Origin of the sequence: Acidicapsa acidisoli, from assembly GCF_025685625.1 — a bacterium.
Lineage (GTDB): Bacteria > Acidobacteriota > Terriglobia > Terriglobales > Acidobacteriaceae > Acidicapsa > Acidicapsa acidisoli.
Window position 1 is genome coordinate 355,915 of the sequence record NZ_JAGSYI010000004.1, and the last position, 25,678, is coordinate 381,592.

Consider the following 25,678-nt stretch of genomic DNA (forward strand, 5'->3'; position numbering starts at 1 on the left):
GACGGTCGGTTAAGCTTCGCGCCGCCGGCGCTGATGCGTTGAAGGTATATGCAGGTCTTCGCGGTACTTGGCGACCGTGCGGCGGGTGACCTGAATTCCCTTCCCTTGCAGCATCGCAGCCAGTTGATCATCCGTCAGCGGATGCCGGGCGTCCTCTTCTTCGATCAGCTTGCGCACCATGCGCTTCAACACAACCAGCGGCGTGTCCGCGCCCTCCGGCCCATTCGCACCCTCCGAAAAGAAGGCGCGCAACTCGATCACGCCCTGCGGAGTATGCGCGTACTTGTTCGCCACTGCGCGGCTGACGGTCGAAGGATGGACGCCGATCTCTTCCGCGACTTCCTTGATCATCATGGGGCGCAAAGCCTCGATACCGATATCGAGGAACTCCTGCTGCCTGCGGACAATCACCTCGCAGGTGCGGAGAATCGTGCTCTTGCGCTGGGCGATGTTGCGCATCAACTGCATCGCGGAGCGGAATCGTTCCTTGACGTAATCCTTGACTTCCTTGTCCGTGCCATCGGCTACCAGCATGCGGCGGTAGCGCTGGCTCAGACGGAGCGTAGGCATATCCTCTTCGTTCATGGCCACAACCCAGGTATCGCCGCGCTTGACGAAAGCCACATCGGGCTCGATCAGATGGGCCTGCTCGCGGTTATATCGTCGGCCAGGGCGAGGATCGAGCGTGCGGATCAGATCCACCGCGGAGCTGACTTCGGGCACCGGGCGGCCGGCAGCGCGCGAAATCTCCTTGAGATCGCGCTTTTGCAGCAGCGAAAGATGATGCTGAACGATGAGCTTGGCCGTATCGAAGGTATGCCGACGATCGTCGAGGGCCGCTTCCGCCTCCGCGTGCAGGCTTTGCTGCGGACTCAATTCCAAGTTATCGTCGGAATCCATATCAGCCGGACCGTTCGGTTCCGCGAAGTGACCATTCGAGTTCAAGGTGGACTCGAATGCCGTTTCAGAGCTCGCGGGAGACGGATGCACCTCCCACGCCATCTCCTCAACATCGCGGCGCGGCTCCTCATAGGGATGCCGGGCAAAGACCATTTCCATCTCATGCAACTGGGCATCGAGCTGGATGCGCAGACAGTCTCGCAGGTCGAGGGCGCCGACGCCGGCGGGGTCGAGATGCTGAATGACCTCGAGCGCGTCGCGCATCCGCGTCAGGGAAGATTCCAGCGTATCCTCAGCACCGGCGAAGATCTCGGCCAACTCCTCTAGCGTCGCAGACAGATAGCCGTTCTCGTCCAGGTTACCGATGAGGAACTCGGCTGCTTCGACCAACTGCTGAGTCAGGCTCATCGAGCCCAGTTGCCAAAGCAGATGATCGGCCAGCGTCGTTGGCTGAGAGAGGAAATGCTCAAAGGATGGCTTGTCGGACTCTTCAAACTCCTGCGTGGTGCGAAAACCCGGGTCCAGATACTCCTGAAAGTAGGAGCCAAAATCGATTTCCTCAAAGGGATCCTTGGGCGTTACAGGCGTCTCTTCGACGACACGGTCGCGCATCGCCTCGCGCCCGCCGATTTCATCCAGCGTCGGTACTGTCTCGTCAATCTCCTCAAGAACCGGATTCTCCACCATTTCGGCGTTGATCATCTCGGTCAGTTCCAGCTTGTTCAACGCCAGAACGCTCACCATCTGCATGAGACCCGGAGTGAGGATCTGGCGTTGCGATACCTTCAGATTCAGTCGCGGTTGCAACAGCGGCATAGTGAACTTCCTGCTCTGTTATTCCTCCCCAAGTGTAAATCTCCGGCCCTGCACATGAGGAGGAAGTTGCTTTGGTTCAGGCATTGCGTACCGGAATGGGCAAGAGCCGTTCCGGGAAAAATTGCCTTCGATCTATTCACCAAAATCGGTAAGCAAGAGTCGTTCGAATTCATCCATATTGAAATGCCCTGCATTCAAGCGTGCAAGTCTGAACCGGGGCCACAAATTGTTGCCGCTCATTGATACTGGTTTGACGCGACAACCCAAATTTAGAGTCACCCTAATCCAACGAGAATCCCTCTCCCAGGTACACCCGGCGAACCTCCGGGTCATTACCCAGTTGGTGAGGCGTTCCCGTTCGAAATATCTTCCCCTCGGCGATAATATACGCCCGATCGGTGACCGAGAGCGTCTCGCGCACATTGTGATCGGTAATGAGAATGCCGATACCACTTGATTTCAGATCAAAAATGATCTTCTGCAAATCGAGTACGGCAATCGGGTCGATGCCGCTGAACGGCTCATCCAGCAGCAGAAAACTGGGCTGGATGCAGAGGCAGCGCGCAATCTCCACGCGCCGCCGCTCGCCGCCCGACAGCGCGTACCCCTTCGTGGTGCGGATGTGTCGCAGATTCAACTGCTGGATCAGGCGCTCGGTACGAATCCGCCGCTCCTGCTCGGAGATCGGCTGCGCTTCGAGCACGCCCATGATGTTGTCTTCGACCGTAAGTTTGCGAAAAACCGACGGCTCCTGCGGCAGGTAGCTGATTCCGTGATTGCGCGCGCGAAGGTACATCGGAACGCGTGTGATCTCGGCGTCATCGACCATCACGCGTCCGGACTCCGGCACAACCAGGCCGACAATCATGTAAAAGCTCGTGGTCTTGCCCGCGCCGTTGGGGCCAAGCAGTCCAACGACTTCTCCCCGCGAAATGCTCAGGTTGACGTCGCGAACGACTTGGCGGCCGCCGTAGGATTTGCCGATTCCCTCGGCGCTGAGTGTCTGCATTCCCATCCAATGGTTCTGGTGAACGGCCCGGGCTACTTCTTTGACCGTGTTTCGGTTTCCGTTTTGCCACCGTCGCCCTGAACGGTGACTCTGCCATCGCGGCTATGGTAAATCAACGCGCTTCCCGTGACTGAGCCCTGAGCCTGATCCGTAATACGCGGCGGAACGCTGCTGGTGCCGGTCAGAGTGAAGGTGTCGGCCTCGCTGAGATAGACGAGCTTTTCTCCCGTTCCTCTGCGTTCCGGCCAATCGACGGTAACGTGGCCGCGAGCTGTAAGCCGGTCAACAGAGGTATTGGACGTACTCGATTTTGACGCGCTGGAAGGATTGGTCGTGCTCGCTGGTCTTGCAGGAACTCCTGCCTGCGGATTGACCGAACCGCCGCGCATTCCCGCCGGAAGCAGGTGCACTTCCGTCTCCTGCGAGACAATCGTGGCCGTACCGCCGGTTCCAGTCGTCTCCGCTGTAACCGAACCGACCGAGCCGCTATGGAACAGCGCCAGCCGCTCACCTTCCGAGTAGTGCAGGTCTCCGCTGCGTACGCGGATGACAGAGGACGAATCCTTGCCGTCTTTCGAGCCGGGTTTCCGGGACTCGATTCCAGATTCGGCCTTTGCTGTGTTCGACTTGGCAGAGTTTGACGCTCCATTGGCCGCCACAGGCGCAGGTGCATTGCTGACCAGGACGGTTCGCACCGGGTTCGCCGGACCGTTGGCCTCGGCGGTCAGGGTTTGCTTCAGGCGATTGAGGATGATCACCGGAGCAATAATCGAATTCACCGACTGCCACAGCCGCGGCTGGCTCGCGCTCTGGCCGTTAGCCGGCCCGCGGAAGATCACTTCCTGCGTCAACTGGTGCAGCTCGGCCTCGGCAGCCACGGCATGAACCGGGCCGTTTCCACCCGCACCGGAATCACCGCCAAGCAGCGAGGCACCCGGCATCGACGGCTGGGACGCTGGCGAACCGGGCCCCGCCGCTCCGCCGGTTCCAGCACCAACCCAGCTTGCCCGCACATCGCCGTGCGCAAACGCGTCTTCTGTCGCGCGGGAAAAGTCGATCCGATCTGCCGTCATATCGAGCGCGCCGTCGCGAACGCGGGGAGCACCGGTCAGGTGCAACACCTCGCTCTGACCGTCGTAATCTGCCCGGCTGGCCGTGGCGCGCAAACTGGAAGGCGCTCCGGAACTCTGCCCGGAAGCCGCACCGGAATTCGCGCCTGTCCGGTTCGGCGGGGGATCCTGCGTAAGAACCACATGTCCCACCTCAACAATGGACGCAATGTTCGAGCCCTCAGAGCTTCCCTTCGGCTTTGAAGACAGAGTTCCGGCTTTTCCCGCCGCCTCGGGAGCGGTGACAAAGTGCACATCCAACTGGTCCGCGCTGCTCGCCTGGTGGACGCCCGCGGCTGTCCGCTCCTCAAAACTTGCATGGCCGGTGCCCTGCATCCTCGACAACTCTCCGCCGGAGACGAGCTCTGCCACCACAGTGTCGGCGGACAGCTTCGATGGCGTTACCACACCATCGCTGGTCGTTTCCGAGGTCAGAACCACTCCGCCGAATCCGTGAATCGTGCGCGGCTCAACGTGTCCCTGCTCCTTTGTTTGCGCTGAGCCTTGCTTCGCTGAGCCCAGGTCTGTCACCACCGGCACAAAGGCGACATCCGCGGTCTGGGACTTCCAGTTGCGCCGCACCTGCGCCGGCCCGCCCTTTGCTGTCTCCACCTCTTGCTGACTGCTGAAGAGAACACCCTGTTCCATATGCGCCAGGCTGAGCTGTCCTTCCTTGTCGAAGGTCAGCTTAGCCACAGGGGACGAACCCTGAACCTGCCGGTTTGGCTCGTTCATTGCAAGCCGCGCCCCACCCTGCAACAGACCATGACGTGGATGATTGTTTTCGTCGAATTCAAGCGTGCCCACGGGAGCCGTGACGTGGCCTCCGGTCTGTGTCTGAAGGTCCACACCGCCCGAGCCGTCGAGCTGGATCACTGACCCATCCTCGCGAAAGTGAATCAACGCATTCGCGGTCTGCGCCGTGCCGCCGGTATATTCGGCCTTTGCCTGTGTTAACTGGCAAAGCATCTGACTGTGCTCAAACTCAGCGTGTCCCGCATGAACGGTAACCGGCCCACCGCCACTCTGGGCTTTGCCTCGCTGCACATGCAGCTCAACGGCATGATCGAGAATGAGCTGGCCCTTGCCGGAATCATAGGTGGCTCCGATTGAGTTGCCATTCCCCTGACTCAGGGCAAAGTCGACACGCTGTGTCGTTGTTGCCACGCCAGTCTTCTGGTAAAAGGTCAGGCCGCTCGTCTTGACGTGGATTTCGTTATCCGTAATCCCGTTCGAAACTGAGGCAAACCCCGAATTGGGCGTAGAAGTCTCCCGAGCGACGTTACCGACATCCGGTTTCGGTTTCGGACCGCCCGGCTTCAGTTTCGTGATCGCCGGCTTCACGTTGGGCCGCATCATCGTTATCTCAACCGCACCAGCGGCGGTGGCGACGCCTGCACTCGGGTCGTACTGAAACTCCCCGCCTGAAATCGTGTCTGCGCGATTGCCATCGTCTCCGTAAAGATCGATCTTCACATCATGCAGCAAAGTGTTTCCGCCGCTCTTCATGGTGACGGCGCGGGCTGCGTGAATCTTGAAAATTGTTTTGCCTTTGCGGGTCTGCGTGTAATTGACGCCGTCTGCCTGCTGCTCGATGTTGATCCCGAGACGGCTTGGCAGATCCTTGTTGAGAAAACGACGTGTCCACTGGCCCGCTGCGAGAAAGATCACAATCGCAGTCACCAGCAAGCCGCCGCCAATCAACACCAGCGTACGCAGGCGCTCGATCGTAAACCGCGGCCGGGGGATGGTCAGACGCATTCTGTGGCTCGCTTCACGGCTGCGCATCGGCTGCGACGCGTCAAATAAGGAGCTGCTGCCAGCTGGAAAATCGAGAGATCGGGGAAGGATGGCATCATTGCAGCCGGTTCAGCCGGGCAACCAGCCGGGCCGCGAGGCTCTCGCCCAGTTCGGACCACATCAGCCGCGCCGCAGCCTCGGATTCCTTTTCGACGGAGTTGGTCAGATCGATCAACTGGCGAATGTTCTCCTCGATGCATCGGATCGCCTCTGGAGTCAGCGCCACATCCTCCTGTAGAAATGGCGCATCGCTGCCAAAGTCGATGCGGATGTGCCCCTCCTGCTCGTAAGCGCCGTCGTCAAACTCCGGGCCGAACCCGATTACGCGGACGAGGCGCGGAGTACGCACCCAGTTGGGATTCGGCCCGGAATTCGGCTCCGGCTCCCATAGTGTCCAGCCGATCTGAAATTCATAGGCGTAGTCGGGATGCAGCAGTTCCAGGGCCTCGTTGACGGCGTATTCGATCTGCGCCCCGTGCTCGCCGAGACCGTATATCTCCTGAAAAGCCGCCGCTTCCCGCCAGTTGACGGGCCACGCTGTAGCGGAGAAAACACCGGGCTCGCCGCCATGGGCCGCAAACTGCCGGAGGATAACAACCAGCTTGTCGTCCAGCTCAGCGAGGCGGAACTGCGGGTACCAAAGACTTAATGAGAAAGCATCAGACATTGTTATGATTTTAGACGCTCAAATCAGCCTGAGGGTTCAACAGGATCAAGCACTTTCCGTCGGCCGGAAAATTGCTCGTACGCCGATAAATCGGGCCCATGGACAGACATCTTTAGACTCGGCCCAGACTTGGATAAACTCAGCTTGACATGCTCTTTCCTATGCTTGAAACCCGCTCCATTCTCGCGCGAGCCGCTCTCTGCGCCACCCTCGCAGCATTCGCCTCCTTCGCGTTTCCCGCAAAAGCCGCACCAGCAGACGGTCGGCAGCAGTTCGCCGCGTTAGGCGAGTGCAAGCTCGACAGCGGCCAGCAGATCAAAGACTGCCGGCTGGGTTACCGCACCTGGGGACATCTCAACGCCGGCAGCTCGAACGCCGTGCTCTTCCCTACCTGGTTTACCGGAACCAGCGGGCAGATCGCGGGAAATATCGGAGCCGGCAAGCTTGTCGATCCGGCCAGATACTTTGTCATCGCGGTCGACGCCCTCGGCGACGGCGTTTCCTCATCGCCCTCGAACAGCAAGAGCCAGCCACGGATGCAGTTTCCAGCCTTTACCACCCGCGACATGGTGCGCGCCGAGTACCGACTGGCCACGGAAACGCTGCACCTCAAGCACCTGCACGCCGTCATGGGCATCTCCATGGGCGGAATGCAAACCTTTGAATGGATGGTCGATTATCCGGACTTCATGGATCTCGCGATCCCGATCGTCGGTTCTACTCGCCTCACCTCCTATGATCTGCTCCTCTGGCACAGCGAAGAAGACGCCGTCCGCGCCGACCCGGGCTGGCACGCAGGCAATTACGAGAAAAGCCCGGCGATGCCTCAGGTAGCAATCCTGCACGAGATGAATGTCAGCACACCCAGCTACTACGCCCGCGAAGTAAGCCGCGCAGCATTCGCAGAGCGTTACAAGAGCTACGGCGCTTCCGGCGCAAGCGAGTTCGACGCCAATGACCGTATCTACCAGCTGGAAGCGATGATCCGCCACGATATCGCCCGAGGCGGCAGCATGGAAGAAGTGGCCAGGCGCGTGCACGCCAAAGTGCTGGTTGTGCCCTCCCAGCAGGATCATATGGTCAACCCCGGCCCGGCGCTCGAATTCGCCAAACTGCTCGGAGCAAAGGTCTTCCTGCTCACATCAGACTGCGGCCACCAGGCCCCCGGCTGCGAAGCCGACAAGCTCAATCCCGCAGTCGGCGCGTTCCTGGACGGTAAATAAGTGAGTCTCCGCTAAACCAAGCTCCATTTAGATGCATTTAGACAACTTTCGTGCGATTCTTGTTAATTGAATCATTTTTAAGGTTTGGCACAGGAGACGAATACGCGCATAATATTCTCATGCGAACTACCGTCAAACTCGACGCTGAGGCCAGCGAGATTATCCAGCTTTACGCAGACAGCCGCGCAATCTCCGTAAGCAAAGCCATCTCGGAACTGGTTCTCCAGGCAGTCCAACCGAAGATGCGAATCAAGTACATTGACGGCATTCCGGTTTTCGACATTCCGCAGGGTAGAACGATCACGGATGAAGAGGTACGTCGACTCGTTGCGGAGGAGATTTGACACCCTTTCTGCTTGACATCAACGTCCTGCTCGGAATCGCATGGCAGGACCAGCAATCGCATACAACGGTTTTTCCATGGTTCAAAAGCACTGGACGGCAAAACTTCGCAACCTGCGCCATCTCCCAATCAGGCTTTGTACGAATCAGCTCAAGCGTCCAGTTCAGGCCTAATCCTGTGTCGATCAAGGAAGCATTCCAAGCGTTGACTACGCTGATTGAAATGCCAGGGCACACCTTCTGGCCAATAGACATTGGAATTCTGGAAGCGACCGCATCCTTTGCAGACAAGCTGTTTGGGCCACTCCAGTTAACCGATGCGTATCTACTCGGCCTCGCAATCACGAACGGCGGAACACTTGTCACGAGAGATCGGGCGATTCCACAGCTTGCCGGGAAAGCCTTCGCCAAGCATGTCCTGCTGCTCAAATAGCAAATTCCCAGGACCCTTGATGGACTTCAGCCGACGACAATCTCGCTGAAGTCCGCAATCCCCGAAAAACCATCCAGCACCGATTGAATCAGCGCCAGACGAGCCGCGCGCAACTCCGGCTCAGGCGCCATCACCATCACCTTGTCAAAGAAGGCGTCGACCACAGGCCGCAGCGTGGCGATGACTTCAAATGCGCCAACATAATTGCCGTCCTCCCGAAGGTTATCGACTTCTGCCGCTAAATCACCTGAGACAGTAAACAATTGATATTCTTCAGGTTGAACCAGCAACGATACTTGAACTCCATGCTTCGGGATCTTCTCTCCCTTTTCGGAGGCCTGGTGCAGAATGTTCTTCATACGTTTAAATGCTGCCGAAATAGCAAGAAAGTCCTCTGAACCACGGACAACAGTCAACGCCTGGGCTCGCATAACAGCGTCTTGGACGTCGTCTGCATTCGCGGCAAGTACCGCATTGACCACATCATAGGCATACCCGTAAACATCCTTAAGGTAAAAGCTCAAGCGCTCTTCAAGAAATGCTTTTACGTGTAACAGAGCTTCTTCAGTTCCCTGAACACTTGAGATCACGTTTGTTAGAGTCAACGGAAGCAGAGACTCCGCCAGAATTTTCACAACAGCATTGGCTGCCCGTCTTAACGCAAATGGGTCTTTCGATCCAGTGGGAGCATTCCCGATACCAAACATGGCCACGATCGTGTGCATGCGATCGGCAAGACCAAGTAATTGCCCTTCGATCGTTGATGGAATCCCATCGTCAGTAGATGCCGGAGCGTATTGCGAGTAGATCGCCTCAGCTACGGTTTCACCGAGATCTTGCGCACGCGCATAGAGACCACCGATAACCCCTTGAAGCTCAGTAAACTCCTTGACGAGCTCCGCTGTGAGATCGACCTTGGCCAGTTGCACTGCGGATAAAAGCGCAGTTTCATCAAACTCTACGACGCCATTGGCTTTGAGACGAGCAGCCAGCACTTGAGCCACTTCAACATTCTTCGCTGTTTTCCATGCATAGCTACCCAACTCTTTTTGGAACGTGACGGATTCGAGCAGTTCCAGTCGATCTTCAAGTCTGATTTTCTGATCTGTCTCCCAGAAGAACTGCGCGTCCTTGAACCGCGAACGCAGCACCCGCTCATTGCCGTGCCGAATAATCGCCCGGCCTTCGTCATCCACCTGCGTATTAAGCACGGTCAGGAAATGTGGAGCCAGCTTGCCCTGTACGTCTTCCACCGCAAAATACTTCTGGTGATCGCGCATCACTGTGACGAGCACTTCTTCCGGCAGCGCCAGATACTCCGCCTCAAAGCTGCCGTAAAGCACCGTGGGCCATTCGGTCAGGTGAACGACCGTATCGACCAACGCCTCATCCTCACGCCAGCGCGCTCCCGGCGTCTCGGTAATCGCCCGAGTTACATGATCCAGCGTCTTTCGAATCTTGTGCCGCCGCGCTGCAACATCCGCTTCAACAAACGCTCTGCGAAGCGCCTCTGGATAATCACCCGGCGCACCGATCGCGACAGGCGAATCTCCATGCAGAATGCGGTGTCCGCGGCTCTGGTTCCCTGCGGCGATCCCGGCAATCTCCAGCGGCACCACCGCCGAATCCAGCAGAGCCACGAGCCAGCGAACAGGGCGCACAAAACGCTCCGGCTTGCCCGCGCGCCAATACATATTCTTCGCCCAATAAATCGACAACACTTCCTTCGGCAATTCCGCAGCCAGCAACTCGGCCGCAGTCCGCCCCTTGCGCTCGACCGTCGCGCTCACATACTCGCCCTTGACAGTGGTGATTTTGGTTAGCGCAGATACTTCTACCTCGGCTTTTTTCGCAAAAGCCACAGCCGCCGGACCAGCTTCACCATTGGGGAACGCAACCTTCCACGAGGGGCCTACTAACTGCTCTTCGGTATCCGGCTGCGCCAGCGCCAGCCCTTCGACGCGAACCGCAAGCCGCCGGGGCGTCGAATAAGTCGTAACCTTGCCGCCCGCGCCAAGAAGCCGCTCGCGCGTAAGAAGCTCGCCAACCCGGCGCCCCAGTTCCGCCTCAGCCCCGGCAATCATGCGGGCCGGAATCTCCTCAAGCCCTATCTCCAGTAAAAAATCCGCCATAACGTGACTATCTTCCCTCAATCACCCACAAAAGCCGCTAACCTGCTAACTCGCCAACTAGCTAACTTGCTGTAACGCATACGCCCTGGCCACACCTACCGCCAGCGCGCGAATCCGCGCAATCACCCCAACCCGCTCGGTCACAGAAACAGCCCCGCGTGCGTCCAGCAAGTTGAATAAGTGCGAGCACTTAAGAGCCAGCTCGTAGGCCGCCAGCAGAGGAAAACGCTTCTTCTCTCTGACATCGGCATCTTCCTGCTTGAACAGGGCGCCAGCCTTGTTCAACAGCGTCTGCGCCTCAGCCTCATATAACCGAAAGTGCTCCCAGAGCTTATCCACTTCGGCAAACTCGAAGTTATACACCGAAAACTGCACTTCTTCCGGCAGTCGCACATCGCCGTAAGTTACGACATTGCCCGTCTCCGGATCGCGCGCCCACACAATGTCATAGATCGAGTCCACATCCTGCAAAAAGGCCGCAATGCGCTCCAGGCCATACGTCAGTTCCGCGCACATTGGGTCGAGATCGAGCCCGCCACATTGCTGAAAGTAGGTGAACTGCGTAATCTCCAGCCCATCCAGCATCACCTGCCAGCCAACGCCCCACGCACCGCCCGCAGGCCACTCCCAGTTGTCCTCTTCAAACTTCAGATCATGCCGGCTCAGATCGATCCCGATAGCCGCCAGCGACTCCAGATACAGCTCCTGCACGTTGACCGGCGGCGGCTTCAGAATCAGCTGAAACTGCGTGTGCTTGAACAGCCGGTTCGGATTCTCGCCATAGCGCCCGTCGGCCGGGCGGCGCGAAGGCTGCGCATACCCCACGCGGAACGGCTTTGGCCCAAGCACGCGGAGAAATGTCTCCGGCGACATGGTACCCGCGCCTACTTCCACATCATAGGGCTGCTGGAGAATGCATCCCCGATCGGCCCAGAACTTCTGCAAACGGAAAAGCAATTCCTGAAACGTAAGAGGAACCGGTGCAATGGAGGCAACGGTGGGAGCGATGGCGCTCTCGGCGCCGGAAACACTTTCAAAAGAAGACACGAAGGACTCTCTCAGGCAAAAAAGCTACCCCAATTCTACCGGAGAGGACTGGCCGGGACTGGCCGTCCAGGCAAACGCGCCTGCGGCGCCAGGGAGTTGCGGAAGAATCACCATTCCGCTCACACTCGGGAGATGGCTTCAGCCGAGCGCAAACGCCGCTCCAGATGCCGCTCCAGCGATTGCAGCGTAAACCGCCGCAGATCCTGTCCCCGGCGGCGTGGCCACGGCTCCTGGGCAAATGCCGTAGCCGGTTCGCGCAGGATGCGCTGTGCCAGCAGCCACGAGTCCGCCGACAACAGGCTCCCTGTGCCCTGGCGATGCAGCGGGCAAAAGAGTCCGTCCGCCTGCGGATGAAAGCTCGCCTCGCCGGGCGCAAAGCGATCGCCACACTGCGTGCAGCCAGCCACATCCGGCAGCCAGCCCATCAACCGCGTCATCCACAGCGAAAAATAGGTCAGCGGCATCCACGGCTGCTCCACAGTCGTCTGCTCGAGCACGGCCAGCGCCAGCCGAAAAACCGTCTCCTGCGGATCATGTTCCTGCAACGATTCTTCCAGAATTTCGGCGTAGAAACTGAGCACAGCCGCCCGCGCATAATCCACCGGCGCGGAGAGCGGCGAGCGCAGCAGTTCCAGTTGGTCGAGCCGCACCAGTTCCTGCCTGGGCCGCTCCGCAAAGAAAGCCCGCGCCAGCGTCATCGGCTCCAGCGCGCCGCCAAAGCGCTTGCGGCTCTTGAGCGCAGCCTTGGCGACGCCCTTCACCTTGCCGTAGTCCCGAGTAAAGAAGCTGACCACAAGGTCCGCCTCATTCACCGGCCAGGTTCGGAGAATCAGAGCGTCGGAAGCGAGCAAAGTCATGCAAATCCATCTTCGCACTGAGCGACTGCGGGCAGACTTCAGGATGCCGCCAAACTGGTGGGATTGTGCTGATCACCTCGCCCAGAAAGCACAAACGCGCATCCCGGCAATCGGAATGCGCGTTTTGAGCTTGCAGCTCAGTCAAGAAGCACTACCGGCCGAAGTGCGCTGCGTTCTTCTCGGTGAAGTGAGCCCATTTTTCCGGCAGGTCGTCCTGAGCGAAGATTGCCGAAACCGGGCAGGCGGGAACACAAGCGCCGCAATCGATGCACTCAACGGGATCGATGAAAAGCTGCTCTGCCTCGGCGTGGTCGCCTGCGTCTTTTTTAGGGTGGATGCAATCGACGGGACAGGCGTCCACACAGGCGGTGTCCTTGGTGCCGATACAGGGTTCTGCAATCACGTAAGCCATGATTTTTACTCTCCGAAAAATTGGAACTGAAGGTCGTTCAACTCGCCCATAGTAGCACAACAGCCGATTGCCCTGGCAGTGATCAGACTCGCGGATATTCCGGCTGGAAACGCGAGTCCCACAGAGCGATACGCCAGTCGCGATCACACTCTCAGAGCTTGATATCCGCTGAGGCCGCAGCCCGCGCTTCACGGGCGGCCGCATACTCCTCGACTGACGGCAGCGGAGATAAGTTTCTGCCGGCAAACAAGTCGCCAAAGACACCCAGGAGTTCGTGGTGCAGCAATTGATTCGAAGCAAGCACCTCGTTGCTGTTCAGACGGCGATAGGCGCCGTCGAAGCCCGTGACCATCCCGCCAGCCTCCTCTACCAGCAAAAAGCCCGCAGCCGTATCCCAGGGATTCAGATGGAACTCCCAGAACGCATCCACGCGCCCGCAAGCAACGTAAGCCAGATCGAGAGCGGCAGACCCCGCTCGGCGCACGCCATGCGAACGAAGCGTCAACTCCTGGTAGAAATGAATATTCGGGTTCTCATGCCGCTTGCGGCTGGGAAAGCCCGTCGCCAACAGCGCTTCGCCGATCGCCGGGACAGCAGAGACGTGCATCGGCTTGTCATTCAAAAACGCGCCTTTGCCCCGCTCCGCAACAAAAAGTTCGTCCCGCATCGGGTCGTAGACGATACCCGCCACAATTGGCCCGTCGTGCTCCGGTGCAAGCCCTTCGGAACGATGTTCGAGCCCCATCGACACGCAAAAATGCGGAAATCCGTGTGCGAAGTTCGTCGTGCCGTCAAGCGGATCGATGTACCAGCGATACTCGGCATCCAATCGATCCCGCGTGCCCTCTTCGCCATACATGCCATGCGATGGAAACGCCGCCTGCAGCGCGCCCCTCACATACGCTTCGACGGTTCGGTCTGCGACCGTGACCAGATCCGCAGTGCCTTTGTATTCCGTGACGACGCCCTGCGATAAAAACTCCCGCAGTTGACCGCCCGCGTTCCGGGCGATGGCAGCAGCCTTGGGAACCCACAGAAAATCTGCCTGCGGATCGACATTCGTTTCTGTATGAGTGACCGAAGCTACGCCGGATTCCGGACTCATGATCCCATCCCGGTGATGCCTGGGCGACGGCTCAATCGCCGGCGGGTCAATTCGGTAATGGTTCGAATCTGGTGCTTGTATATAAACAGATTAGGATGGCCATCTCGCGTAATGCGAATCATGCCATCGTCAAAATACTCAATCCAACCATCGATCGTTTCGCCGTCGCGCAGTTGCACCTGCACGCTGACTTGACGATCGCTCAAAGAGCGGAGATAGAGCGCTTCCTGCCCGGTGTCACCTGGAGGAGGAGTTCTGGAACGTCGCAAATGTGTCAGTGGGGGAGTCATCATTGTCTTCTTGTGGGACGCCGCGCGAGCGGGATTAGTTGCAGAAATCGCATGGGCGCGTTCCCGAAGGTACCATCCGTGCAAGCGGCCATGTTCAAACTGGCCTGTTCAAGCTGCCCCGTTCAAGCCAGATCAATTTGTTGCCTGTGTATCCGCATAATACCCCGTCCGGTAGCGAATGTCGAAGGCATCCTGTGCCGCACGCGGCACCGACACGCGAATGCGGTGAAAATCCAGCCCCGGCGGTTGATTCGCCGGATAGTAGCCCAGCAAATACTGTGTACGCAGATCTTCGGAGACCTGTGCGAAAGCCTTGTCAAGGCCGCCCGTGTTGGCGTAGAAATATTTCCCGCCCGTCTGCTCGGCCAGCGTAATCAGCGCATGTTCGCCGCCTGTATCGCGCCCGGCGCTTGCCTCAATCGGCACATCGATGATGCTGTAGACCATGACTTCGCCGCGGAGCGCCTTTTCGAGCGCCTCGGCGTAAGTCACCGTGTTGGCGGTATCTCCGCCATCTGTCACCAGCACCAATACTTTACGTCCGGGTCTTCCCGACGCCGTCTGACGGGCAAGATTCTCCGATGCGAGGTAGATCGCATCGTACAGAGCCGTCGCCGGACCGCCACGCAGGCTCGCCAGTCCGCGATCGATGCGGTTCGCCTGGTTTGTGAACGGCACCACCTGACGTACATCCGTGGCGAACTCGAGCAGGCTGATCTGGTCCTGCCCGCGCAGCAGCGCATGAACGAACTTCCGCGCCGCATCCTGCTCCAATGGCAGATCCTTGTGCACGCTGCCGCTCGTGTCGATCGCCAGAACAAGGTTCAACGGCAACTCCGACTGGCGCTCAAAGACGGCGATGCGTTGCGGCCGGCCATCTTCAGTAACGAAGAAGTCTTCCTTCGTCAGGCCGCCTACAATGGCTCCGGTCGAGTCCGTCACGTTGGTAAACACGTTGACCAGCTTGACGTTGACATGCAGCAAATAGCCGCCATCCTCTTTGGTGGCCGTCGAAGAAGCATTGTTCGCCCCTTGAGGCTCAACCGCGCTATCCTGCGCTGCCGCGGCCGTCTGCGCTGATAACGAAGCCTCGGGCACAAACAACGCCGCAAACAGCACGATAGCCAGGCCCCGCCGCAAAATCATGATCCGGACTCCAACTCACCCGTGACTGATCCCGCCACAGGATTGGCTGCCAATTCCGGTGGAAACGGTTCGCCGTCCGCCCAGACCGCTCCATCCAGAAACATCTCTTTTTTCCAGATCGGAACCGTCGTCTTGAGCGTATCGATCAGCCACCGACAAGCGTCAAACGCAACGCCGCGATGCGCCGAAGCCACAACGATCAGCACGCTCGTTTCGCCGATCTCCAACCGCCCCAGCCGATGCACAATCGTCACACCGCGAACAGAGAATCGCTCAATCGCCTGAGCCGCCAACTCCGTCATCTGCTTCGACGCCATCTCCTCGTACGACTCGTAATCTAGGTAAAGCGTCTTACGGCCCCGCGTGTTATCGCGAACAATTCCGTCGAAAACAACAACTGCGCCGTCGCTTCCCTGCTTCGCGTTTGCAACCAGTTTGTCCGCGGAAATCACTTCCCGGGTCAGGTACGTCACGACCGGGCTCGCCGACTCGCTGCTTCCGCCTGAAACGGGCGGAAGCAGGCCAACCTCATCCCCCTCAGACAAAATCTGCCCAGGCTGAGCGTACTCAGCATTCACGCTGACCGCAATACGGGGCAGCAACTGCATTGCAACCGGATGATTACGAAGTTTGTCGCCTAAAGCAGCCAGCAGGTCCCCGACAGTAGCCTGCTCCGCCAATTCGAACGGGGCTGCTGTTAAGACATCTTTCAAAACGCCGAAGGGGAGAATCTGGACGCGCATGTTCTTCAAAAGAATACCTTCTCTTTAGACGCGCCACGAGGGAATCCGTAGCGGAAGAATCGTCGCACACGCAAGAGCTGCGGACCAGATCTGCGGAACGCTTTGCAACCGCCCCAACCCCGTGTATGCTAACGCCTAATCCGAACGCATTTTCAACCCTGATGACCGCAAGCCCCACAACACGTCCCCAGGCACAAATGAGGCCGCGAATTGTCGGCACCCCTCAAATCCGCAAAGAGGGCATCGACAAAGTGCTGGGCCGCGCCAAATATGTGGACGATCTTGAGCGCGATGGAATGTGGTACGGGGCCACCGTCCGCAGTTCGATTCCACGCGGCCGCATCCGGGCAATCCACTACAGCCCCGAAGTCGACTGGAGCGAATTCGTCGTGGTCACCGCCGCCGATATCTCCGGCAAGAATCACATCCAGATGATCTCCGCTGATCAGCCCTGCCTCGCAGCCGATGCCGTCAACCACTGCGACGAGCCCATCCTCCTACTGGCTCACCCCGACAAGCGTCGCCTTCCCGAGGCCGTAGCCGCCGTCCGCATCGACTACGAACCCCTCCCGGCGATTTTGTCCATTGAAGAAAGCGAGTCGCAGCACGAGATCATCTGGGGACCGAATACGAAAGACGGCAATCTCTTCAAAGAGTTCCACCTCGAAAAAGGCAATGTCGACGATGTCTGGGCAACCGCCGCGTACGTCGTCGAAGGCGAATACCGGACCGGCGCGCAGGAGCACCTCTACATCGAAAACAACGGCGTAATCGCCGAGTACAGCGATGCCGACGGCCTCACCGTCCGCGGCTCGCTGCAATGCCCTTTCTATGTGCACAAATCGCTGATGGCCGTCTTTGACCTGCCGCCAGAAAAAGTGCGTGTCATCCAGACCGAAACCGGAGGAGCCTTCGGCGGCAAGGAGGATTACCCCTCGGTGATCGCCTCCCACGCCGCGCTGCTTGCCCGCAAGGCCGGACGACCGATCAAAATGGTCTACGATCGCATGGAAGACCTGGCCGCAACCACCAAGCGCCACCCATCCCGCACCCGCCATCGTACTGCCGTCGACAAAGACGGCAGACTGCTCGCAATGGAGATCGACCTCGCCACAGATGGCGGCGCCTATGCCACGCTTTCTTCCACTGTGCTATCGCGCGCCACGCTGCATTCGACCGGCCCTTATGTCTGCCCGAATGTGCGCATCAACTCGCGCTCCTGGGCCACAAACACCGTCCCCTACGGCGCATTTCGAGGCTTCGGCGCTCCGCAATCGATTTTTGCCATCGAGCGCCACATGGAGCAGATCGCCCGCGCCGTCGGCATCGATTCCGCCGAGATACGGCGCAGAAACTTCCTGCACGACGGCGACTCCACGGCAACCGAGCAAGTCATGCGCGAGCCAGTCATTCTCGACGCACTGCTCGATCACGCATTGAAAGAGAGCGACTACACAGCCAAGCGCGAACGCTTCACGCGCGAGAATCCGCACAGCGCCATCAAGCGCGGCATGGGAATAGCAGCCTTCTATCACGGCTCCGGATTTACCGGCTCCGGCGAACGCTATCTCAACTCTCTGGCAGGCCTCGATGTAACAGAAAACAACAAGGTGCGCGTCCTCGTATGCAACACCGAATTTGGCCAGGGCACGAACACCATCCTCACCCAGATCGCCGCCGAAGCACTCGCGCTGAGCTACGACGACATCGAGATGGCTCCCTGCGATACAAATATCGTTCCCAACAGCGGCCCAACCGTCGCATCGCGCACCTCCATGGTCGTTGGCCGCCTCATCGAACGTTCCGCCCATCAACTGATTTCCTCGCTCAAAGAAAGCGCGGGACTGGCGGATGACTATTCCCGCAGTGAGTTCTTCACCGCATGCGAGCGCCTGCGTGAGCAGCAAGGAAAAGTCGAATCTCTGTGCCGTTACGAAGCGCCGCCCAACATCTACTGGGATGACCAGAAGTATCGCGGCGAAGCATATCCCGCCTTCGCGTGGGCCGTCTACGTAGCCGAGGTCGCGGTTGACACCGTCACTTACTCCGCCGAAGTAACAAACTTCTACACCGTGCAGGAAGTGGGCCGCGTTCTCAATCCAACCCTCGCAGCGGGACAGATCGAAGGCGGCGTAGCGCAAGGCATCGGCTACGCGCTCTACGAAAAAGTCCTGCTCAAGAACGGTCACATGTTCAACAACCAGATGACCAACTACATCATGCCCACTGCAGCGGACGTACCGCCAATCGCGGTCTTCTTCAAAGAGATTCCCTTCGCCCACGGAGCCTATGGTGCAAAAGGAATCGGCGAACTGCCGCATGACGGCCCGGCTCCGGCCATCTTGAATGCCATTCAGGACGCGACCGGCGAGAACTTTCCCTTTATTCCGCTGCTGCCAGAGGATATCTTCCTGCGCATGGCCATACGCACTCCAGACGTGCCCGCTCCAGACCCGTTCACTCCAAATGAGGAGCACGCTGCGGTATGAGCGCCTGTCGGTCGCAACTGAAACTCACAGTCAACGGCCAGCCAGCCACGGTGGAAGCGCCGCCGATGAAGCGCCTGCTCGATGTACTGCGCGAAGATCTCGGCCTCACCGGAACCAAGGAAGGATGCGGTGAAGGCGAGTGCGGCTCATGCTCCGTGCGCATGAATGGCCAGCTCATCAATAGCTGTCTCGTCCCAATCCTGCAAGCAAACGGCGCAAGCATTGAGACCGTCGAGGGCCTCGCCATCGATGCCGAATTGCACCCACTGCAAAAGGCATTCCTCGAATGCGGCGGAGCGCAGTGCGGCATCTGCACACCCGGCATGTTAATGGCTGCGACTCACTTACTCGCGCACAATCCTCATCCCACGATGGAGGAGATACGCGAAGGCCTCGCAGGCAACCTCTGTCGCTGCACCGGCTTCATCAAGATCTTCGAATCGGTCGTCGCAGCCGCGGCCATGAGAGCGCCCAATGCGCGGTAATCCCGAGGCTCATGAGTTGATCGCCGCACCCAGCCTATCGGAAGTTCTTGCCAAGCTTGGCGACGCACCCGGAACATGGACCCCAATCGCTGGTGGCACCGAGTTGATGGTCGCTCACGCTGCAGGAAGATTGGCCTCGCCAAAGCTCATCAGCCTGTGGGGATTGCCCGAGTTGGATTTCATCCGGGTAACTGACGAAAGCATCTCCATCGGCGGCGGAGTAACCTTCGGACAGATCCGTCTGCATACAATCATCGCCTCCGATTTCCCGCTGTTATCGCTCGCGGCAAGCTGGATTGGATCGATTGCGAATCAAAATCGCGCCACCATCGCGGGTAATATCGTCAACGGTTCTCCGGCGGCCGATGCTCCACCTGCGTTGCTCGTCTACGATGCCGAGATCGAACTCATCTCCCAGCGCGGATCAAGGCGTCTTCCTTACGCAAACTTTCACCTCGGCTACAAGCAGTCCGTACTGCAGCCTGATGAATTGGTCCTTGCGCTGCATCTGCCAAGGCGATTTGCAAAACACAAGCAATACCTGCGCAAAGTCGGCACGCGTAAGGCAATGGCAATCACAAAAGTAGCGCTCGCTGGAACGGCAACCATCGATGATGGCATGGTAACCCAGATACGCATCGCAGCCGCCAGCGTTGCGGATCGTCCCCTGCGCATGACTAACACCGAAACCGCGCTGCTCGGCAAGAAGCTATCCACCGAAACCAATCAGGCAGCGCGCATCGCACTCCTCAAGGAAGTAAAGCCCATTGATGACATTCGCTCGACCGCTGCTTATCGCAGCCATGTTGCCGCGAATCTCCTCGACGAATTTTTAAATGAATTATCCCGGGAAGGTTCTTCATGAATGCAATCCTCAGCATTTGGAATACGTTGGACTCAGAATCCGCAGTCGCTGCGCTGCTGAACTGCTGCGCAGCGCATCGCTGGGCGCGTGCAGTAGCTGCACAACGGCCCTACTCCAATGAAGCGCAACTCTTCGAAGCTGCCGACAGAGCATGGGCCGTCGCCGACGAGCTCGACTGGATGCAGGCCTTCAAAGCCCATCCTCGCATCGGCGAACGCACCGCGCCTCATGCCTCGGCACAATCGACAGCATGGTCGCAGCAAGAGCAATCCGCTGCCGACACCGCTCAGACAGACGTCCTAGCAGAGTTATCCGTAGGCAATGCCCGCTACGAAGAGATATTCGGCTTCACTTACATCGTCTGCGCCACCGGAAAATCCGCCGAAGAAATGCTCGCTATCCTGCAACGTCGACTGGCCAACAAGCGTCCCTTCGAATTGAGAGAAGCCGCCGAGCAGCAACGGCAGATCACGCAGCTTCGTTTGAGGAAATGGCTGCGAGGAGGCACACAGGCATGAGCACCATCAGCACCCACGTACTCGACGCAGTGCAAGGCAAACCGGCTTCCGGCATCGAAGTGCGGCTTGAAAAGCAGACCGAGACTGGCTGGCTCGTCCTGAGTGAAAGTGCTACGGACAGCGACGGCAGATGCCCCGACCTGTGCCAGGATGGTAGCGACGGCGTCTACCGGCTCACCTTTGCCGTCGACGACTACTTTGCAAGCCACAGCCGCATCAGCATCTATCCCGAAATCTCCATTACCCTAATCGTCGAAGGCGGCCATTACCACATCCCTCTTCTTTTGAGCGACAACAGCTATACAACCTATCGCGGCAGCTAAGTCAGTAAGCAAGGAGATCCTATGGCCAGCCTGGGAGAGAATCGCTACGGAAAATCGCGCGTCCGCGTCATGAAAGTGGTGCGCCACGAAACGCACCACGCCATGAAGGAGTGGAACGTACGCGTGCTCCTGCATGGCGACTTCGAAAGATGTTTCACCGAAGGCGATAACAGCCAGATTCTGCCCACTGACACGATGAAGAACACCGTCTACTATCTGGCCCGTGAATCGCAGGCTGCGACCCTCGAAGAATTCGCCATCGAGATTGTCAGGTTCCTGCTCGCCGACAATCCACAAGCTTCGAAAGCCAGCGTCGAGATCGAAGAAAAGAGTTGGGCGCAACTTCCCATCGACGGCGTCCCGCATCCAACGACATATCAACTCGGCGGCCCTGAACTTCAGACAACTGAAGTAATTCAGGAGCGCGGAAAACCATTGAAACTTACATCAGGCATCGACGGCCTCGTCATTCTCAAGACCACCAGGTCAGCTTTCACCGGCTATATCAAAAACGCGCAAACCACGCTGCCCGAAAGCACCGACCGCATCTTCGGCACTCGCGCCACTGTTGTGTGGGAATATCTCGAATCCCCCTCCGACTATGCCGCCATACGCGCAACTACCCTGGCTACGCTGCTCAAAGCCTTCGCCGAGCATGACAGCCTCAGCGTCCAGCACACGCTCTACGACATCGGCAAAGCCATGCTCGAAGCCGCGCCAGAACTCTCGCAAATCAAGCTAGCGATGCCCAACCTGCACTGCAATCTCGTCGATCTGAGCCGCTTCGGACAAACCAATCCCAATCAGATATTTGTCCCCATCGACGAGCCTCACGGCTACATCGAAGCCGTGATCAAGAGATAGCTTTACCATTCACAAAATCCGGCGCAAAACGGAAGTCCAGAGTTCCAGTTCCGCAATCGGAACACACTCGCGTTCACTATGCGCACTACGCATATCACCGGGCCCAATGACGATTACCTCGTCCGCTATGCGAGCCACGCGGCTTGCCTCCGAACCAAAGCTGATCCCCACTGGCTCACCAGGCAACAGCCCAGCAAGTCGCGACTGCAACCTGCCCCTCGCTGCGGGCGAAAAACCAGGCTCCGCTCGAAGATTCTCCAAACGAAATACAGCTCGCGGCTCCGCAGCATGCGCCTCCACCAGCAGCCCGCGCAACTGCCGAAGCGTATCCACCGGATTCTCATCAGGAATCGCTCGCCATTCCACGAGAAACGAGCATCGCCCAGGAATGATGTTCTTAGCGCTGCCGCCCTCAATTGTGCCGATATTCAGCGTAGTTCGCGGCGGATCAAACAACGCATCGGTTGGCGCATCCGACACCCGATTTGCAAAAGTATCTTCAATCCGCGCAATCATCCGCGCCGCCACTGAAATCGCCGACACCCCTTGCTGCGGAAACGCCGAATGCGCTTCCCTGCCATCGACCGTGATGCGTGCCAGCCCATATCCTTTGCCCGCGATTCCAGCCCGAAGCGAAGTCGGCTCGCTGACGATGGCCGAGCCAATCCGCAGATTGGTTGCGGCCAACAACCGCTCCATCCCCTTGCAGCCAATCTCCTCATCGGCGGTCAGGATAAGCGCAATGCTTGTACGAATTGCATTCCGATCCCGATCCGAGACCGCCGCAAGAAAACAAGCCAGCGAGCCCTTCACGTCGCAGGAGCCGCAGCCATGCAGTCGCCCTTCCCGCTCTTGCAGAGAAAGAGGGTCCTTCCAAGTCTCCGCATACGGAACCGTATCGGTATGGCACACAAACGCCAGATCAATACGCTCACTGCGCTCCGAAGACCCCTGCCACGCAATCATGTTGGCCTTCGCGACTCCGGATTCATCCTCATAAGGCAGCAATTCAACCCGCCAGCCACGCGGCTCCAGAAACCGCCGCACCCATTCCAGCAACGGCAGGTTCGAAACCGCCGATGGAGTCGGAATCGCGATAAGTTCGCGCAGTATCTCCGCAGCGCTCACAAAGGAATTCAAGGCGTAACCTCTGATCCCGCAATGAAAACCCGTGGCCGCGCCGGAGCAGCAACGTAATAGGCAAGCTCACGATAATCATCGCACTCATGAATCAGAAAGTCCGCTGCCTTGCCGGGTTCCAACGAACCGACCTTATCGCCCAGTCCCAGACTCCACGCAGCGTTGATTGTCGCTGCGACAAGCGCCTCCGCCGGCAGCATCTTCATCGCAATCGACGCCAGCGCCAGCATGAACGGCATCGACGGAGCAGGCGAAGACCCAGGATTGAAGTCGGTCGCAATTACCACCGGCAACCCAATCTCAATCATCTTCCGCGCTGGCGGATACTGATCCCGCCCCAGGCAAAACACCGATGCTGGCAGCAGCACAGGCTGCACTCCAGCCGCTTTCAGCAGCCCAAGCATCTGGTCGGTGACGGTTTCCAGATGATCGACAGTGGCCGCGCTCAGCTCCGCGCCCAGCGCGGCTCCCGTACCAGGCCGGAACTGCTCCGCATGGATCCGAAGCCCCAGACCATGGCGCCTCGCCGCTTCAAGCACCTGCCGCGTCTCAGTCACCGTAAAGGCGTGATCGTCGCAAAACGCATCGCAGTAACGCGCCAGATCCAGCGCCGCAACCTCAGGAATCAACTCCTCCGCGATCCAGCGCACATACTCCTCACGCTTGTCCGCCATTTCTTGCGGCACAGTATGCGCCGCAAGCAGAGTAGGAACGATCCGCACCGGACCTTCCTCATTGAGCCGCGCCATCACCCGCAACATGCGCAACTCCGTCACACGATCCAGCCCATAGCCTGACTTGGCTTCGAGCGTTGTCGTCCCGCCGCGCAACATCCAGTCCCGATGCCGCCGGGCCTGCGCAAAAAGCTCGTCTTCGGTCGCCTGCCGCGTCAGCGCCACGGTCGACTGAATCCCTCCACCAGCCGCCGCGATCTCCTGGTACGTCGCCCCACTAATGCGCTTCTCAAACTCCGTCGCCCGATTCCCGGCAAAGACCAGATGCGTATGCGCATCCACAAACCCCGGCGTCACTAGCCTGCCGCCAGCATCAATCACCGTGGCTTCCGGATCAATCCTCTTGCGCAGAGCCGCATAAGCACCCGTCGCATGAATCCGCCCGTCTTCCACCAACACGGCAGCATCGTGAATCTGGCCCAGCTCGCGCATCTCCGGCCCGATGCGTGGCCGCGTCGGACCAGCCATCGTAACCAGCTGCCCAATGTTCACTACAGCAAGCTTGCCCATCAAACTCCCAATGCCCGAGATCGAGCCTGTTCTCTAGTCCCTATTCTCTGCTTTCCAGCATCGGCATATGAATACCCTGCTCCCGCGCTGTCTTCTGCGCCATTGCATACCCGGCATCGGCGTGGCGCACCACACCCAACCCCGGATCGTTGTTCAGCACCCGCCGAATGCGCTTCTGCGCATTTTCCGAGCCATCCGCCACCGTCACCTGCCCCGCGTGCAGCGAATACCCCATCCCCACTCCACCGCCATGATGGAAGCTGACCCAGCTTGCGCCACTCGCCGTATTGAGCAGCGCGTTGAGAATCGGCCAGTCCGCCACAGCATCCGAGCCATCCAGCATCCGCTCCGTTTCGCGATACGGGCTGGCGACCGAGCCGGTATCGAGATGGTCGCGGCCAATCGCAATCGGCGCGGAAAGCTCGCCCTTGCGCACCAGTTCGTTGATCGCCTCGCCCATCTGCGCACGCTCGCCGTAGCCAAGCCAGCAGATACGCGCCGGCAGTCCCTGAAAGGCAAAGCGCCCACGCGCAAGCCGCATCCAGCGAGTGAGAATTTCGTTCTGCGGAAACAACTCCAGCGCCAGCTCATCGGTGCGGGCAATATCCGCCGGATCGCCCGACAGCGCAACCCAGCGAAACGGCCCAGCACCCTCGCAAAACAGCGGCCGGATATACTCCGGCACAAAGCCCGGAATGTTAAAGGCATCCGCGCACCCAGCATCGGCCGCAAACCGCCTGATGTTGTTGCCGTAATCGAAAGCAATCGCGCCTGCTTTCTGCAAATCCAGCATCGCATTCACATGCACAGCCATCGATTCCGTGGAAAGCTTCGTATATGCTCCCGGATCGCGCTGGCGCAGCTCCGCAGCCTGCGCCAGCGTGAACCCAGCGGGCACATAGCCATTCAGCGGATCATGCGCGCTCGTCTGGTCTGTCACGACATCAACCACCACGCCACGCCGCACCAGCTCCGGCAGTACCTCTGCGCAATTACCCACCAAGCCGATAGACAGCGCACGCCCATCGCGCCGCGCAGCTTCGCACAGTGCCAGCGCTTCATCGAGATTCTCAGTAATGGTGTCGCAATAGCGCGTCTCCACGCGACGCTCGATACGCGACCGGTCCACATCAATCGCCAGCACAACACCTTCATTCAACGTCACGGCCAGAGGCTGCGCGCCACCCATGCCGCCGACTCCGCCGGTCACCACCAGACGGCCCTTCAGCGAGCCTCCAAAGTGAATATCCGCCAGCGATGCGAATGTCTGAAATGTCCCCTGTAGAATTCCCTGCGTGCCGATATAAATCCAGCTTCCCGCCGTCATCTGCCCGTACATCATGAGGCCCTTGCGGTCGAGTTCGTGAAAGTGATCCCAGTTCGCCCATTGGCCCACCAGGTTCGAATTCGCCAGAATCACCCGGGGAGCCAGATCGTGCGTCGGAAAAACCGCAACCGGCTTGCCTGACTGGATCAGCAGCGTCTCTTCATTACCCAGAGCTTTAAGTTCCCGCACAATGGCGTGATAACTCTCCCAGTTCCGCGCCGCCTTGCCAATGCCTCCGTATACGACAAGATCCTCCGGGCGCTCGGCAACCTCGGGGTCGAGATTGTTCATCAGGCACCGCAGCGCGCCCTCCTGCTGCCAACCCTTGCAGTTCAACTTGCTGCCGCGCGGGGCTCGAATGGTTTCAGTTGCAGTGATCATCGAATCTCTCC

Annotated in this window: 24 protein-coding genes; 9 read left to right on the top strand and 15 right to left on the bottom strand. The window is 58.9% G+C overall.

Going from position 1 to position 25,678, the window contains the following annotated elements; all coding sequences use genetic code 11:
* Positions 1 to 9: 9 nt before the first annotated feature.
* The 4 genes from OHL23_RS23465 to OHL23_RS23480 all read right to left on the bottom strand — a co-directional run bounded on the left by OHL23_RS23465 (position 10) and on the right by OHL23_RS23480 (position 6,301).
* On the bottom strand, positions 10 to 1,716 hold the full coding sequence (locus OHL23_RS23465; RefSeq protein ID WP_263354469.1) for an RNA polymerase factor sigma-54: 1,707 nt from the start codon (positions 1,714 to 1,716) through the stop codon (positions 10 to 12).
* Positions 1,717 to 1,996: 280 nt separating this feature from the next.
* Entirely contained in the window at positions 1,997 to 2,725 is a 729-nt protein-coding gene (gene lptB, locus OHL23_RS23470; protein ID WP_263354470.1) for an LPS export ABC transporter ATP-binding protein, read from the bottom strand.
* A gap of 32 nt (positions 2,726 to 2,757) precedes the next feature.
* Entirely contained in the window at positions 2,758 to 5,595 is a 2,838-nt protein-coding gene (locus tag OHL23_RS23475) for an LptA/OstA family protein (RefSeq protein ID WP_263354471.1), read from the bottom strand.
* Positions 5,596 to 5,689: 94 nt separating this feature from the next.
* Positions 5,690 to 6,301 carry a hypothetical protein gene (locus OHL23_RS23480; RefSeq protein WP_263354472.1) on the bottom strand — a complete coding sequence of 204 codons (612 nt, stop codon included), beginning with the start codon at positions 6,299 to 6,301 and terminating at the stop codon, positions 5,690 to 5,692.
* Positions 6,302 to 6,450: 149 nt separating this feature from the next.
* Here OHL23_RS23480 and OHL23_RS23485 point away from each other — a divergent pair, with 149 nt between their 5' ends.
* From OHL23_RS23485 to OHL23_RS23495, 3 genes are all read left to right on the top strand, one after another.
* Entirely contained in the window at positions 6,451 to 7,524 is a 1,074-nt protein-coding gene (locus OHL23_RS23485; RefSeq protein WP_263354473.1) for an alpha/beta fold hydrolase, read from the top strand.
* A gap of 119 nt (positions 7,525 to 7,643) precedes the next feature.
* Positions 7,644 to 7,868, top strand: a complete 225-nt coding sequence (locus OHL23_RS23490; RefSeq protein WP_263354474.1) for a hypothetical protein — start codon at positions 7,644 to 7,646, stop codon at positions 7,866 to 7,868.
* Positions 7,865 to 8,299 (top strand): TA system VapC family ribonuclease toxin, encoded by a 435-nt coding sequence (locus OHL23_RS23495; protein WP_263354475.1) that lies wholly within the window; start codon positions 7,865 to 7,867, stop codon positions 8,297 to 8,299. Before OHL23_RS23490 ends, OHL23_RS23495 begins: the two co-directional genes overlap by 4 nt.
* Positions 8,300 to 8,325: 26 nt before the next feature.
* Here OHL23_RS23495 and glyS read toward each other — a convergent pair whose 3' ends face one another.
* From glyS to OHL23_RS23535, 8 genes are all read right to left on the bottom strand, one after another.
* Positions 8,326 to 10,431 carry a glycine--tRNA ligase subunit beta gene (gene glyS, locus OHL23_RS23500; protein ID WP_263354476.1) on the bottom strand — a complete coding sequence of 702 codons (2,106 nt, stop codon included), beginning with the start codon at positions 10,429 to 10,431 and terminating at the stop codon, positions 8,326 to 8,328.
* A 57-nt stretch (positions 10,432 to 10,488) separates the two neighbouring features.
* Positions 10,489 to 11,418, bottom strand: coding sequence for a glycine--tRNA ligase subunit alpha (locus OHL23_RS23505; protein ID WP_317891726.1), 930 nt, complete (start codon positions 11,416 to 11,418; stop codon positions 10,489 to 10,491).
* Positions 11,419 to 11,597: 179 nt separating this feature from the next.
* Positions 11,598 to 12,335 (bottom strand): DNA repair protein RecO, encoded by a 738-nt coding sequence (gene recO, locus OHL23_RS23510; RefSeq protein WP_263354477.1) that lies wholly within the window; start codon positions 12,333 to 12,335, stop codon positions 11,598 to 11,600.
* A gap of 151 nt (positions 12,336 to 12,486) precedes the next feature.
* Entirely contained in the window at positions 12,487 to 12,747 is a 261-nt protein-coding gene (locus tag OHL23_RS23515; RefSeq protein ID WP_263354478.1) for a 4Fe-4S dicluster domain-containing protein, read from the bottom strand.
* Between the two features lie 151 nt (positions 12,748 to 12,898).
* Positions 12,899 to 13,852, bottom strand: coding sequence for an inositol monophosphatase family protein (locus OHL23_RS23520; RefSeq protein ID WP_263354479.1), 954 nt, complete (start codon positions 13,850 to 13,852; stop codon positions 12,899 to 12,901).
* The gene (locus tag OHL23_RS23525; protein ID WP_263354480.1) at positions 13,849 to 14,145 is read right to left on the bottom strand and encodes an RNA chaperone Hfq; all 297 of its coding nucleotides are present in this window, start codon (positions 14,143 to 14,145) and stop codon (positions 13,849 to 13,851) included. The genes OHL23_RS23520 and OHL23_RS23525 overlap by 4 nt, the downstream gene beginning before the upstream one ends.
* Positions 14,146 to 14,274: 129 nt before the next feature.
* On the bottom strand, positions 14,275 to 15,288 hold the full coding sequence (locus tag OHL23_RS23530; protein ID WP_263354481.1) for a VWA domain-containing protein: 1,014 nt from the start codon (positions 15,286 to 15,288) through the stop codon (positions 14,275 to 14,277).
* Positions 15,285 to 16,031 (bottom strand): molybdenum cofactor biosynthesis protein, encoded by a 747-nt coding sequence (locus OHL23_RS23535; RefSeq protein ID WP_263354793.1) that lies wholly within the window; start codon positions 16,029 to 16,031, stop codon positions 15,285 to 15,287. The genes OHL23_RS23530 and OHL23_RS23535 overlap by 4 nt, the downstream gene beginning before the upstream one ends.
* A 197-nt stretch (positions 16,032 to 16,228) precedes the next feature.
* Here OHL23_RS23535 and OHL23_RS23540 point away from each other — a divergent pair, with 197 nt between their 5' ends.
* The 6 genes from OHL23_RS23540 to pucL are packed head-to-tail and all read left to right on the top strand — an operon-like array spanning position 16,229 to position 21,575.
* Positions 16,229 to 18,520 (top strand): xanthine dehydrogenase family protein molybdopterin-binding subunit, encoded by a 2,292-nt coding sequence (locus OHL23_RS23540; RefSeq protein WP_263354482.1) that lies wholly within the window; start codon positions 16,229 to 16,231, stop codon positions 18,518 to 18,520.
* Positions 18,517 to 19,005, top strand: coding sequence for a (2Fe-2S)-binding protein (locus OHL23_RS23545; protein ID WP_263354483.1), 489 nt, complete (start codon positions 18,517 to 18,519; stop codon positions 19,003 to 19,005). Before OHL23_RS23540 ends, OHL23_RS23545 begins: the two co-directional genes overlap by 4 nt.
* A complete protein-coding gene (locus tag OHL23_RS23550) occupies positions 18,995 to 19,870 on the top strand; it encodes an FAD binding domain-containing protein (protein ID WP_263354484.1) in 876 nt (291 codons plus the stop codon). The genes OHL23_RS23545 and OHL23_RS23550 overlap by 11 nt, the downstream gene beginning before the upstream one ends.
* Positions 19,867 to 20,388 (top strand): 2-oxo-4-hydroxy-4-carboxy-5-ureidoimidazoline decarboxylase, encoded by a 522-nt coding sequence (gene uraD / locus OHL23_RS23555; protein WP_263354485.1) that lies wholly within the window; start codon positions 19,867 to 19,869, stop codon positions 20,386 to 20,388. Before OHL23_RS23550 ends, uraD begins: the two co-directional genes overlap by 4 nt.
* On the top strand, positions 20,385 to 20,711 hold the full coding sequence (gene uraH / locus OHL23_RS23560) for a hydroxyisourate hydrolase (RefSeq protein ID WP_263354486.1): 327 nt from the start codon (positions 20,385 to 20,387) through the stop codon (positions 20,709 to 20,711). The genes uraD and uraH overlap by 4 nt, the downstream gene beginning before the upstream one ends.
* Positions 20,712 to 20,732: 21 nt before the next feature.
* On the top strand, positions 20,733 to 21,575 hold the full coding sequence (gene pucL, locus OHL23_RS23565) for a factor-independent urate hydroxylase (RefSeq protein ID WP_263354487.1): 843 nt from the start codon (positions 20,733 to 20,735) through the stop codon (positions 21,573 to 21,575).
* A gap of 9 nt (positions 21,576 to 21,584) precedes the next feature.
* On the opposite strand, the gene argE is transcribed toward pucL, so the two are convergent.
* The 3 genes from argE to hutU are packed head-to-tail and all read right to left on the bottom strand — an operon-like array spanning position 21,585 to position 25,667.
* Positions 21,585 to 22,715: an acetylornithine deacetylase gene (gene argE, locus OHL23_RS23570; RefSeq protein ID WP_263354488.1), complete on the bottom strand. Its 1,131-nt coding sequence runs from the start codon at positions 22,713 to 22,715 to the stop codon at positions 21,585 to 21,587.
* Positions 22,712 to 23,959, bottom strand: coding sequence for an imidazolonepropionase (hutI, locus tag OHL23_RS23575; protein ID WP_263354489.1), 1,248 nt, complete (start codon positions 23,957 to 23,959; stop codon positions 22,712 to 22,714). Before hutI ends, argE begins: the two co-directional genes overlap by 4 nt.
* A gap of 40 nt (positions 23,960 to 23,999) precedes the next feature.
* Positions 24,000 to 25,667: a urocanate hydratase gene (gene hutU / locus OHL23_RS23580; protein ID WP_263354490.1), complete on the bottom strand. Its 1,668-nt coding sequence runs from the start codon at positions 25,665 to 25,667 to the stop codon at positions 24,000 to 24,002.
* Positions 25,668 to 25,678 lie beyond the last annotated feature (11 nt).

Bases quoted from the DNA above. Each gene is read 5' to 3' on its own strand.
- OHL23_RS23465 (WP_263354469.1), bottom strand. From the start codon at position 1,716: ATGCCGCTGTTGCAACCGCGACTGAATCTGAAGGTATCGCAACGCCAG.
- lptB (WP_263354470.1), bottom strand. From the start codon at position 2,725: ATGCAGACACTCAGCGCCGAGGGAATCGGCAAATCCTACGGCGGCCGC.
- OHL23_RS23475 (WP_263354471.1), bottom strand. From the start codon at position 5,595: ATGCGTCTGACCATCCCCCGGCCGCGGTTTACGATCGAGCGCCTGCGT.
- OHL23_RS23480 (WP_263354472.1), bottom strand. From the start codon at position 6,301: ATGTCTGATGCTTTCTCATTAAGTCTTTGGTACCCGCAGTTCCGCCTC.
- OHL23_RS23485 (WP_263354473.1), top strand. From the start codon at position 6,451: ATGCTCTTTCCTATGCTTGAAACCCGCTCCATTCTCGCGCGAGCCGCT.
- OHL23_RS23490 (WP_263354474.1), top strand. From the start codon at position 7,644: ATGCGAACTACCGTCAAACTCGACGCTGAGGCCAGCGAGATTATCCAG.
- glyS (WP_263354476.1), bottom strand. From the start codon at position 10,431: ATGGCGGATTTTTTACTGGAGATAGGGCTTGAGGAGATTCCGGCCCGC.
- recO (WP_263354477.1), bottom strand. From the start codon at position 12,335: ATGACTTTGCTCGCTTCCGACGCTCTGATTCTCCGAACCTGGCCGGTG.
- OHL23_RS23515 (WP_263354478.1), bottom strand. From the start codon at position 12,747: ATGGCTTACGTGATTGCAGAACCCTGTATCGGCACCAAGGACACCGCC.
- OHL23_RS23520 (WP_263354479.1), bottom strand. From the start codon at position 13,852: ATGAGTCCGGAATCCGGCGTAGCTTCGGTCACTCATACAGAAACGAAT.
- OHL23_RS23525 (WP_263354480.1), bottom strand. From the start codon at position 14,145: ATGATGACTCCCCCACTGACACATTTGCGACGTTCCAGAACTCCTCCT.
- OHL23_RS23530 (WP_263354481.1), bottom strand. From the start codon at position 15,288: ATGATTTTGCGGCGGGGCCTGGCTATCGTGCTGTTTGCGGCGTTGTTT.
- OHL23_RS23535 (WP_263354793.1), bottom strand. From the start codon at position 16,031: ATGCGCGTCCAGATTCTCCCCTTCGGCGTTTTGAAAGATGTCTTAACA.
- OHL23_RS23540 (WP_263354482.1), top strand. From the start codon at position 16,229: ATGAGGCCGCGAATTGTCGGCACCCCTCAAATCCGCAAAGAGGGCATC.
- OHL23_RS23545 (WP_263354483.1), top strand. From the start codon at position 18,517: ATGAGCGCCTGTCGGTCGCAACTGAAACTCACAGTCAACGGCCAGCCA.
- OHL23_RS23550 (WP_263354484.1), top strand. From the start codon at position 18,995: ATGCGCGGTAATCCCGAGGCTCATGAGTTGATCGCCGCACCCAGCCTA.
- uraD (WP_263354485.1), top strand. From the start codon at position 19,867: ATGAATGCAATCCTCAGCATTTGGAATACGTTGGACTCAGAATCCGCA.
- uraH (WP_263354486.1), top strand. From the start codon at position 20,385: ATGAGCACCATCAGCACCCACGTACTCGACGCAGTGCAAGGCAAACCG.
- pucL (WP_263354487.1), top strand. From the start codon at position 20,733: ATGGCCAGCCTGGGAGAGAATCGCTACGGAAAATCGCGCGTCCGCGTC.
- hutI (WP_263354489.1), bottom strand. From the start codon at position 23,959: ATGGGCAAGCTTGCTGTAGTGAACATTGGGCAGCTGGTTACGATGGCT.
- hutU (WP_263354490.1), bottom strand. From the start codon at position 25,667: ATGATCACTGCAACTGAAACCATTCGAGCCCCGCGCGGCAGCAAGTTG.